The 10871-nt window shown below is 47.0% G+C and carries 11 protein-coding genes and 2 pseudogenes; 5 read left to right on the top strand and 8 right to left on the bottom strand.

Annotated features, from left to right (window positions below):
- Window positions 1-625 (bottom strand): annotated as a pseudogene (locus NIES593_RS22915) (RNA-guided endonuclease InsQ/TnpB family protein); the annotation flags it as partial.
- 125 nt (window positions 626-750) lie between these two features.
- Here NIES593_RS22915 and rpsN point away from each other — a divergent pair.
- Window positions 751-1053: a 30S ribosomal protein S14 gene (gene rpsN / locus NIES593_RS22910; RefSeq protein ID WP_073601766.1), complete on the top strand. Its 303-nt coding sequence runs from the start codon at window positions 751-753 to the stop codon at window positions 1051-1053.
- A gap of 51 nt (window positions 1054-1104) precedes the next feature.
- On the opposite strand, the gene NIES593_RS22905 is transcribed toward rpsN, so the two are convergent.
- A complete protein-coding gene (locus NIES593_RS22905) occupies window positions 1105-1437 on the bottom strand; it encodes a hypothetical protein (RefSeq protein WP_073601765.1) in 333 nt (110 codons plus the stop codon).
- 50 nt (window positions 1438-1487) lie between these two features.
- Between NIES593_RS22905 and aat the strand changes: the two genes are divergently transcribed.
- A complete protein-coding gene (aat, locus tag NIES593_RS22900; protein ID WP_073601764.1) occupies window positions 1488-2057 on the top strand; it encodes a leucyl/phenylalanyl-tRNA--protein transferase in 570 nt (189 codons plus the stop codon).
- 464 nt (window positions 2058-2521) lie between these two features.
- Window positions 2522-3232 (top strand): hypothetical protein, encoded by a 711-nt coding sequence (locus tag NIES593_RS24460; protein WP_073601763.1) that lies wholly within the window; start codon window positions 2522-2524, stop codon window positions 3230-3232.
- A 27-nt stretch (window positions 3233-3259) separates the two neighbouring features.
- Here NIES593_RS24460 and ctpB read toward each other — a convergent pair whose 3' ends face one another.
- The 3 genes from ctpB to NIES593_RS22880 form a co-directional block, all read right to left on the bottom strand.
- Window positions 3260-4621, bottom strand: a complete 1362-nt coding sequence (gene ctpB / locus NIES593_RS22890) for a carboxyl-terminal processing protease CtpB (protein WP_073601767.1) — start codon at window positions 4619-4621, stop codon at window positions 3260-3262.
- 120 nt (window positions 4622-4741) lie between these two features.
- On the bottom strand, window positions 4742-5176 hold the full coding sequence (locus NIES593_RS22885) for an NUDIX hydrolase (protein ID WP_073601762.1): 435 nt from the start codon (window positions 5174-5176) through the stop codon (window positions 4742-4744).
- A 1-nt stretch (window position 5177) separates the two neighbouring features.
- On the bottom strand, window positions 5178-5618 hold the full coding sequence (locus NIES593_RS22880; protein WP_083602529.1) for a hypothetical protein: 441 nt from the start codon (window positions 5616-5618) through the stop codon (window positions 5178-5180).
- 105 nt (window positions 5619-5723) lie between these two features.
- On the opposite strand from NIES593_RS22880, the gene folD reads away from it, so the two are divergent.
- Window positions 5724-6596 carry a bifunctional methylenetetrahydrofolate dehydrogenase/methenyltetrahydrofolate cyclohydrolase FolD gene (gene folD / locus NIES593_RS22875; protein WP_015143769.1) on the top strand — a complete coding sequence of 291 codons (873 nt, stop codon included), beginning with the start codon at window positions 5724-5726 and terminating at the stop codon, window positions 6594-6596.
- A gap of 174 nt (window positions 6597-6770) precedes the next feature.
- Entirely contained in the window at window positions 6771-8072 is a 1302-nt protein-coding gene (hemL, locus tag NIES593_RS22870; RefSeq protein ID WP_073601760.1) for a glutamate-1-semialdehyde 2,1-aminomutase, read from the top strand.
- A gap of 59 nt (window positions 8073-8131) precedes the next feature.
- Here the strand turns inward: hemL and NIES593_RS22865 are convergent, their stop codons facing one another.
- From NIES593_RS22865 to NIES593_RS25710, 3 genes and pseudogenes are all read right to left on the bottom strand, one after another.
- Window positions 8132-8875, bottom strand: coding sequence for a response regulator (locus tag NIES593_RS22865; protein WP_073601759.1), 744 nt, complete (start codon window positions 8873-8875; stop codon window positions 8132-8134).
- 547 nt (window positions 8876-9422) lie between these two features.
- Window positions 9423-10808, bottom strand: coding sequence for a photosystem II reaction center protein CP43 (psbC, locus tag NIES593_RS22855; protein ID WP_015143766.1), 1386 nt, complete (start codon window positions 10806-10808; stop codon window positions 9423-9425).
- Window positions 10792-10871 (bottom strand): annotated as a pseudogene (locus NIES593_RS25710) (photosystem II protein D2); the annotation flags it as partial. The pseudogene NIES593_RS25710 and the gene psbC, both read right to left, overlap by 17 nt.

The raw sequence follows: 10871 nt of genomic DNA, 5'->3' as shown, positions 1-10871 counted from the left end.
ATCCGCAAGGGCAAGCATGAGTTCTAGTCGATAGCGACTTCTTAACTCGCTTGCCACAAGCAGGGCAATCGGATAAGGTATAGTGTGGTGGAACTGCAACACTCACCTTGCCATACTTATAGCCGAAATATTCCAACCAACTACGGAATGTTGACCAGCCAGCGTCACTGATACTTTTGCTAAGATGTCGATCGCGAACCAGCCCTTTCGCGTTTAAGTCTTCATAGGCGACCAAATCGTTAGATTGGATGACGGAGTATGCCAAGCTCTTGCAATACTCTTTTCGCTGCCTACTTACTCTTAAATGTTTCCGAGCGTATCTGACCCTAGCTTTGTGATAGTTTTTGAACTGAGGCTTTGCACCTTTAACAAACTTCTTTGACTTCTTACGATTAGCGCGATTTAACTGCCGTTCTGCCTGGCGGTAGAACTTAGGAGTTTCAATCGTTACTCCCGAAGTGTCGGCAATGAAGTATTGTAAGCCCAAATCCAACCCTACAGCCTTTAATGTAAGCTGTGTCTCTATCCTAACATCTATATCAATGGCAAATTGTGCGTAGTCCCCATCAGCTCTACGCACTAAACGAACTCGTTTAATCGGCTCTAACTGATAGAAATTAAGGTTGGTTTTGCTCCCTGCTCTATAAGGAAAAACACTCCTTGTGCTATCTTCTATCTTCCTTTGAAGAAAGGATGGGATAAGATAGAAAATGCTGTCTTAAATTTTAGGAATACTAGCAAGTAGAGTTTATGGCAAAAAAATCCACGATCGAGCGCGAGAAAAAGCGCAGTCATTTGATCGCTAAATATGCTGCTAAACGAGCTGAATTAAAAGAACAGTTCCGTAAAGCTGAAACCTTAGACGAAAAAATCGAAATCCATCGCCAACTGCAACAATTGCCTCGCAATAGTGCTCGCAATCGCCACCGCAACCGTTGTATGGTCACAGGCAGACCGAGAGCTTACTACCGCGATTTCGGACTGTCTCGTAACGTGCTGCGGGAATGGGCGCACCAAGGATTATTACCGGGCGTGGTTAAGTCTAGCTGGTAAGGGAAAGGCAAAAGGTAAAAGGCAAAAACTATTTTTTCCTTTTTCCTTCTTTTATTGTCCGCAACAGCGCTCGAATCCTAAACTATCTAAAATTAGGTCGCTAACTGCATTAGCGATCGCAAACTCGCTATAAAAACTTTCTCGAAAATCAAAAGCTTGCATCTCGGTCACGATGGCGATGACGAGAGAGCCTAAGTCATTTTCCCCCTCAAGGCGCTGTCGGACAAAGATTTGAGCGGCTCGCTGAGCGATTTTCTCGTTAATGGCTTCGGGGATAAATTCTCGATTCAGCCACTCGTGCAAAGCTTTTTGCAGCCACTCGCCTTCTCGGTCGGGATTTTCAATTGGCGGTAGGGTAATCGGTGGAATAGGTTGAGCCGTCATGGGAGAATTCCGAACGATTTGATTCTGAATTCTGAGAGCATAATAATTCTGTGGATATTGCGTCTATTATACAGGGGTACGCCCAAGGCTATTTTCTGATGGCGGACGAATCAGGGAAATTAGGCTGGTATACTAGCCATCAGAGAACGCTAATTCCCCTCGACGATCGCTTTCGCTATCCCAAGTCTTTGCGCCGCGTTTTAAACCAGAAACGTTTTACAGTAGCAATTAATCGAGATTTCCAAGCGGTATGTGAAGGATGTGCCAATCGCGAAACGACGTGGATTTCCCCTGAATTAATGAAAATTTATTTTGCACTTTACCAAGCCGGTTGGGCATATAGCTTTGAAACTTGGCAAGGCGACTGCTTGGCAGGCGGAATTTTAGGGATCGTTATCCGAGGAGCGTTTATCGGAGAATCGATGTTTTATCGCATTCCTGAAGGGTCAAAAGTGGCGATGGTAAAGCTAGTCGAGCATCTCAGAGAACGAGGATTTGTTCTCTTTGACGCTCAATTACAAAATCCTCACTTAGAACGATTTGGCTCTTATCTCGTCAGCGATAAAGAATACCAAATTTTGCTACTCAAGGCGTTGGCGCGTCAGTGTAAATTTGGATAGAACTATATCGATCCAGTAGCGATCGCGCGCAAAATAACAAATTACAATGATAGAAAAGCCCAACTGCATTAGTAAGGTTTGAGGTTCGCTACGATGACCGATTCAACCTTATACCAATAATTAAAAAAAAATTTAAGGTCGTTGCCCCGACTGAGAATTGTCCTATTGTCCCCAGAGCGATCGCAATCTCGCAGCTGCTATAGGTAGTTTATGGTTCAAGATAGTCTTTCCTCCTCACACTTCGTTTCCTATCGATACTCGATCTAGATTATCAGGCATAGTCGAGCAGATAGGGGAGCTTGTAAGAAGCTTTTAGAGAATGGAAAGCGGCGATCGCGCTTGAGATCGCATTCGGGTAACGATCGCGATCGCTTCTGTGACGAGTTCTCAAAGATAAGATTTTCTTAAGAAGTGGGAAAAATCATTTTGAAGCCTTGTCCCAAGGTTGATCTAGGTGTTTTGATATGTCCGAAACTCGTCTTATCGTCTCCGATCCTTGCATTATCGTACCCCAGTTCTCCTCTAGCAAGCCGTTGGGCAACATTTTGCAAGAAGCCGATTTGGTGTCAGCCTCGCAGATCGAGTTAGCGCTGCAAGATCAAACTTGCTATCGCGATCTCAGAATTGGAGAAATCTTGGCGTTGAGAGGATGGCTCAAACAGGAAACGGCTGACTTCTTCGTCGAACAGTGGCCCGCCCTACTCCAGCAGAAACGGCAAATGCCGCTAGGCTACTATCTTAGGGCAGCAGGATTGTTAGATGAACAACAGCTCCGCCTACTGCTTTCCGAACAAGGACGGATCGGATTGCGATTGGGAGCGCTAGCAGTCCTCAAAGGATGGCTCAAACCGACTACCCTAGAATTTTTCTTGAAATATCTGTGTCCCGATCGCCAGTCAGAATCCCCGTTTACCCAAAGCTATCCAGAAGATTGCATCTACGGGGAAAGCTCAAGCGTTTCGAGCGATAGAGATACTTTAACCGAAGATACCTTGACTGAGGAAATGTCGGAGAAGGAGGCTTTGCTCGAAGACATTTTGGAGACGCCAACCATCATTGAAGATCCCTTGATTGAAGAGCTTTTTGATGAAGACGAGATCTCGAATGAGGATACGCCCACTCAGATAATCATTCCTTGCTCCGCCATCCCCAGTTCGAGCGATCGCGCCCTTTGAACCTTGTCCTGAGAATCTGACTTTTTTCTAGCGACTGCTCATTGGTTGGGGCGATGAAGGCTTATTTTGACTGAGATTGTGAGTTCTCAGAACGCTAACTGCTCGTTCGTAGTGAGGATCGGCACCCGTTCCCATCAGCGACGGATCGTTTTTCAGGCGTAGTTGTTGCTCCATGGTCAAGTCTAGATTAATATCTGGCTTGATGCCCTTGTGATTGATGTCGGTCATGCTGGGCGGATAGTAACGCGCCACCGTCACGGCTAAACCCGACCCATCGGAGAGTTCGTGGACGGATTGCACCGTTCCTTTGCCGTAGGTAGTAGTTCCGACTACGGTAGCTCGTTTATTTTCTTTGAGTGCCCCGGCTAGGATCTCGCTGGCACTCGCCGAACGGTCATCTACGAGGACGACAAGAGGAAGATTGGTCAACGCCGTGCCGTTGGCTGAGGTTTTGCGATCGCCGCCCCGGCGATCGATAATGTGCACGATGTCACCTTTTTCCATCCACATCCGCGCGATATCCACGCTGGCAAACAGCAGTCCGCCTGGATTGCCCCGTAAGTCCAGAACATATCCTTTTACTTGTTGTTTGCCCAGGTCTTCGATCGCCTGCTTGGTTTGCTCTGCCGCATGGGAGCTGAAATCGTCAATTTTGATATAGCCAACCTTAATCTGACCCTCTTGTCGGAGATTATAGCTGACTGACGGAACTTCCATCTCGACGCGAGTCAGCGATACGTCAACAATTCCTTTGTCCTTTTGAGCTACTTGCAGGTTGACTTGGGAGCCAACTTCGCCTTCTAGTTCTTTTGATGCCTCTTCCAGGCTCATCAAAGCAGTCGGTTTGCCATTAATTCTTAAAATTCTGTCACCTGGTTTAATCCCTGCTTTCATGGCAGGAGAATTTTTAATCGGTTCGATGACGATCAGGTCGCTGGTTCGCTTATCGACTGCCAGGCGCAAGCCTACGCCCGTAAATTCTCCGGAGGTTTGACTGGTCAACATCTTGAATTCATCCGGGGCAAGAAAGCGAGTGTAGGGGTCGCCTAATTCTTGTAGTGCGTCCTGGATGGCTTTATATGCTTGTTTTGGGTTGGCATAGTTCCTACTCAGTAACTCTTGTCGCTTTTTTTGCCAATCGCGGTGATTAAACTCTTTGTCTACAAATTCGCTGTTAACCAGTTGCCAAACTTCATCGACAACGGCTTTGGGACTATTGTCTAGGGTATTGGAAGGCTTTTCTTGAGTTTCGGAACGCTCTCGCGAGGGAGTTGGCAGCGACGAGGAACTGGAGGCTGGCGCTAGCAAAGATCCAACGGCTAGAGTAGCGATCGCTCCTCCAAATAGAAGTTTTTGACACAAACAGGACAATCTGGGAAATTGTTTCATAGAACAGCGTTTTGTGCGGTTACAAGAGGCAGGAACTAGCCAGAGCGATGTTTTGCCTGTCGGTTTCGATCTGCTACAAAATTCTGACAGCAACAATCGAGTTCCTAGCTCCTTCATCCACTATAATTCTGCTTGGAAAAAATCGAGTAAAATTCGCTGGTGAATCTCGCCCAACGGACGAATTTCCATAGCTTTCGCCGAATAATAACCACCCTGGCGAATGGCTTCTGGCGGCAGTAAAGCGAAATCCCAACCTTCCCGCAACGCGAGGCAAGCGAGGGGAACGGTTAGGGGGGCGTGGTAAACGTGGCGAATGACTTTCGGATCGCTGTAGCAGCCAAACGCGATCGGTCGTGCGACGGCGTACTCGATTTCTTCGAGGATCTCTCGCTTCAAGCCTTCTTCTGGCGACTCGCCCGGTTCCAGATGACCGCCAAATAACCCCCAATGTCCGGGATAGGGAATTCCCAGTTTATCGTCCCGCAACTGCATTAAAAATTTACCATCTCGGTAGAGAATTGCCAGAGCTACATCGACGGGTCTGTGGGTTATCATGCTACTTCTCAGTCGATGGGGGAGTGCCAGCAGGTTGTTGGGATCGAGACTGAGAGCGGCGTTCCAATTGTTCGAGTTCTACAACGTACATCTGTTGAGATTCTTGTTCTCCAATCGCGATCGGTTCGTGTTTGATTTGTCCTTTAATGGCTATCTCGTCTCCTTGAGAGGGGAGTTCTTTTTGGGTCATGACCCAAACCGCGCCCGTTCGGTCTTGCAATTGATAAGCGCCGCTCCCTAAAAACGGAACGCGATCGCCGACTATTCCTTTAAGATAAACAACCTCAGACTCTTTTTGGTGTTGCTGTAGCTCGCTAATCGAGATTACCGAAGAATTTGAAAGAGCGATGAGATCGCCCGCGCAACCGCAACTGATGAGTCCTACGCCTACTAATAATGGCAAGAAACTGCCCTGCCAGCGACTCGGCTTTTGAGATACCATCTCCCTACCCATTCAATGACATCTGGGAACATCATATCCAACTAAGATAGAGATTGGACAATCGTAGTTCCATCTCTCAAATTCATTCTTTATCTGCTACACTCGATGCCCGCTCAAACAGCTCAAATTCTTGACGGTAAAGCCCTAGCGCAAAAAATTCAGTCGCAACTTAAAGAACGCATTCAAACCCTAGAACCTCAAATCGGACGACCCCCAGGATTAGCCGTACTTATGGTAGGAGATAATCCTGCTAGTGCTGCTTACGTACGAGGTAAAGAACGCGCTTGCAAGAATGTGGGAATCGCCTCATTCGGTCGTCATTTTCCGACTCAAACTTCTCAACAAGAACTAGAGCAAGTTATTGATGAACTCAATCGAGACGAACGAGTCGATGGGATTCTTGTTCAGTTACCCCTACCCGAACATTTAGACTCCAATGCTTTGTTATATAAAATTCATCCTGATAAAGATGTGGATGGGTTGCATCCAGTTAATTTAGGGCGACTGGTACGTTCGGAACCGGGTTTGCGTAGCTGTACGCCAGCAGGGGTCATCCGTCTTTTGCAGGAGTATGAGATCGAGTTGAAAGGCAAACAAGCGGTTATGGTCGGGCGCAGTATCCTGGTTGGCAAACCGCTGGCGCTAATGTTGCTCGAAGAGAACGCAACGGTGACAATTGCCCATTCCCGTACCCAAGATTTAGCAAGTGTCGTTCGCCAAGCAGATATTCTCGTAACTGCCATCGGACGACAAGAAACGATCGGTGCTGATATGGTCAAGCCCGGTGCGGTTGTAGTCGATGTGGGAATCAACCGCGTCGTCGGTGCCAATGGGGAATCGCGTTTGGTGGGAGATGTGAATTTTGATGCCGTCGCTGAAGTGGCTCGCTATATTACTCCCGTTCCTGGCGGCGTAGGACCGATGACGGTGGCAATGTTATTGCACAATACCGTTCAAAGTTACGGTCGGACTGGCTAAATCCCAATCTTAATTTTGTTTTTATTGACGAAGGCGATCGCGAATTTTTATATTCAGAATCGGTCTCGTTTGTAATAGCGTAGGATAATAGATCGTGCAATAAATCTATAGTCGCCTTCATGTCTGCTCCAAAAGACAGATCGACAACCCCTACTATAAAAAAAGGAGAAAGTATTGGTTAACGCGACTTCCTTTAAAACCACGAGATCGGAAGAGATTTTTGCCGCCGCCCAAAAGTTAATGCCTGGTGGGGTTAGTTCTCCCGTGCGAGCGTTCAAATCTGTTGGCGGACAACCCATCGTATTCGATCGCGTCAAAGGTGCGTATATTTATGATGTAGATGGCAACCAGTACATTGATTATGTAGGCACTTGGGGACCGGCTATTTGCGGTCACGCTCATCCCGATGTCATTGCTGCCCTTCACGAAGCCCTAGAAAAAGGAACCAGTTTTGGCGCGCCCTCGGTGCAGGAAAACCTTCTCGCCGAAATGGTTATCGAAGCGGTTCCCAGCATCGAAATGGTGCGCTTCGTCAATTCTGGTACCGAAGCCTGCATGTCCGTGCTGCGCCTGATGCGTGCTTTCACCGGACGCGACGCGATCGTCAAATTTGAAGGCTGCTATCACGGTCACGCGGATATGTTTCTGGTCAAGGCAGGATCGGGGGTAGCTACTCTGGGTTTGCCCGATTCTCCAGGCGTTCCCAAAACGACGACCAGCAATACTTTAACGGCTCCCTACAACGATCTAGAAGCAGTCAAGGCATTGTTTGCCGAAAATCCCGATCGCATTGCTGGGGTAATTTTAGAGCCAGTCGTCGGCAATGCTGGCTTTATTCCGCCCGATGCGGGATTTTTAGAAGGGTTGCGGGAAATCACTCAAGAATATGGAGCCTTGCTCGTTTTTGACGAAGTGATGACCGGCTTTCGCATTGCTTATGGCGGTGCCCAAGAAAGGTTTGGCGTTACGCCGGATTTGACGACGTTGGGCAAAGTGATTGGCGGCGGTTTGCCCGTCGGTGCTTATGGCGGACGGAAAGATATCATGGCAATGGTCGCTCCATCCGGTCCCATGTATCAAGCAGGAACCCTTTCTGGCAATCCCCTAGCGATGACGGCTGGCATTAAAACCTTAGAATTGCTGCAAAAGCCGGGAACTTACGAATATTTGGATCGGATTACCAAAAAACTGATTAATGGCTTGCTGCAAATTGCCAAAGAAGCCGGACACGAAGTCTACGGCGGTCAAATTAGCGGCATGTTCGGCATGTTTTTTACCGGAGAGCCAGTTCACAACTACGAGGATGCGAAAAAGTCCGACCTCGTTAAGTTTAGCCGCTTCCATCGAGGCATGCTAGAGCGCGGCGTTTATCTGGCACCGTCTCAATTCGAGGCGGGATTTACTTCCTTGGCGCATACGGATGAAGATGTCGATCGCACTCTGGCAGTGGCGAGAGAAGTTTTATCTAGTCTGTAATCGCTATCATCGCGATCGCCTTTTGGATCGATCGGTCAAGTGGCGATCGCCTTATCTGGCTAATTCTGCCTCAAGAGCAAGCTAATCAATACAATGTTTAGAACGCTTAGAACCAAAGGATACATCCAGATAAATCTAATATGAACATTCTTTCTTTTTTCTAATGTATGTATATGCTGGTTTAAGCTATCAAGCCTAAATTCTATCTTCGTATCTTGACCAAATAAATCTCTATTTTCTTTGAGAATTTTACCCAAATCCTTATCGATAACCTGCTCTATCTTTATCTGTATATTCTTCAACTGATTGTTGAATCTTGTCATTTCTTTTTCATGCAAATCCAGCCTTTTATTGAGCTGATAAATCTCATTTAAATTCGATGACAAATTCAAAATCTTGTAGATATATTTCTCAATCAAATCTAGTCCGAGCTGAAAATATCCCTGATGAACGTGTCGAATAGCACTGACTAATTCCTTGGCTGAAGTAGTCTTGAGAAAATACCCCTTGGCACCTGCCTGTAAAGCTCCATAGAGATAGTTATCATCATCTTGAACGGTAAAAATTAATACTTTAGTGGTAACAAATCGCTCAGAAATGATTTTTGTGGCTGTCAATCCATCCATAACTGGCATATCAAGATCCATCAGGACGAGATCGGGCTTAAGTTCTTCTACTAACTGAAGAGCTACTTGACCGTCCACAGCAAATCCAACTATTTTTATATCTGGTTCGGTTTCTAAGTAGCTCTTCAAAACTTCATGAATTGTTTTCTGATCGTCAACGATAAGCACGCGAATCATAGGGCAAACTCCAGCGAGGAATTGAAGACTTAGCAGACAGACAGCCTTACTTATTTGCGTTAAGAAGTTAGAAGTTGAGAATAGTTACTTCCACATGCATGAATAACAACCAAGCCGACATAAATAGAGAATATCTTGCGATCGTTGACGAGCGAACCGACCACTTGCTCTTTTAGCCTCGCTTTCGATCCCTCAAGATTATTATTAAACTTGACAAGCCCCCAATAAACAGATAGCTTTGACATCCGTACAAGCCGATCTCTCTGCTTCAATCTTACTCGATTAGTATTGACTAAATTTAAGCGATCGCTCGATTTTAGACTAATTTATTTCATCGTTTCTGTGTTATTTAAAATTAAAAATTAAACTTTCAAAATTTACAGATAAGAAATATGTTATTATTGGCATTCTTGCCTATTTATTATCTGCAAATTAAATGTGGCATAGCCGATCTAACCCCATAAAAAAAGAATTAAAAAAATATAAATAAAAAAATCCCACGGCTGACGTTCCGCCGTGGGAAAATAAGCTATCCTAACCGCTTCAATTAGTCAAGGTCAGGCATAGCCAATACTGGTTCGGTCTCGCGATCGATCCCTTTCTCAAAGCCAGCTGCCGCCGCACGAGCGCGTCCGGCATGCCAGAGGTGACCGACTAAGAAGAAGAAGCCCAAAACGAAGTGAGACGTTGCCAACCAAGCACGAGGAGACACGTAGTTAAACGAGTTAACATCCGTGATCACGCCACCCACAGAGTTCAAAGAACCTAGGGGAGCGTGAGTCATGTACTCAGCAGCACGACGAACTTGCCAGGGTTGAACGTCATTTCTGAGCTTGTCTAGGTCAAGACCGTTGGGACCGCGCATTGGCTCAAGCCATGGACCGCGAAAATCCCAGAAACGCATTGTCTCGCCGCCGAAGATAATTTCGCCAGTGGGAGAACGCATCAAGTATTTACCCAGACCAGTGGGACCTTGAGCAGAGGCGATGTTAGCACCCAAGCGCTGGTCGCGCACTAGGAAAGTGAAAGCTTGCGCTTGAGAGGCTTCCATGCCAGTTGGCCCATAAAATTCACTGGGGTAAGCAGTGTTATTAAACCAAACGTAAACAGAAGCAATGAAACCCATCAGGGACAGCGCACCCAAGCTGTAGGAAAGGTAAGCTTCCCCAGACCAGATAAAGGCGCGGCGTGCCCAACCGAAGGGCTTGGTCAGAATATGCCAAATTCCACCAGCGATACAAATCAAACCAACCCAAATGTGACCGCCGATAATATCTTCCATGTTATCGACGCTGATAATCCAACCTTCTCCACCAAAAGGAGCTTTGATGAGATAGCCAAAGATGACGGCAGGATTGAGGGTAGGGTTAGTGATGACGCGAACGTCGCCGCCACCAGGTGCCCAGGTGTCGTATACGCCGCCAAAGAACATGGCTTTGAACACTAACAGCAGCGCACCGAAGCCGAGAAGGATAAGATGATAGCCAATAATATTGGTCATTTGGTTCTTATCCTTCCAGTCATAACCAAAGAAGCTGGAATATTCTTCTAGGGTTTCTGGACCGCGAAGGGCGTGATAAATCCCGCCAAAACCAAGGACGGCAGAAGAAATTAGGTGGAGTACGCCGACAACAAAGTAAGGGAAAGTATCGACGACTTCACCGCCAGGTCCTACACCCCAGCCAAGAGTAGCCAGGTGAGGGAGAAGAATCAAACCCTGTTCGTACATGGGCTTCTCTGGGGTAAAGTGAGCGACCTCAAACAAGGTCATCGCACCAGCCCAGAAAACAATTAATCCAGCGTGAGCGACGTGAGCGCCCAGCAGCTTACCGGAAAGGTTAATCAAACGGGCATTACCAGCCCACCAGGCAAAACCGGTCGAACTGAGGTCGCGACCGCCGCCTGCATACGAAGTATTAGAGAGCGTTACCACGTGGCAGTACCTCCTCAGGGAAGACAAAATTCTCGTGAGGCTGATCCTGCGGAGCCATCCATG

The organism is Hydrococcus rivularis NIES-593, from assembly GCF_001904635.1.
GTDB lineage: Bacteria > Cyanobacteriota > Cyanobacteriia > Cyanobacteriales > Microcystaceae > Hydrococcus > Hydrococcus rivularis.
The sequence above is the reverse complement of the archived record's forward strand: the minus strand, read 5'-3'. Positions and strand labels throughout refer to the sequence as shown.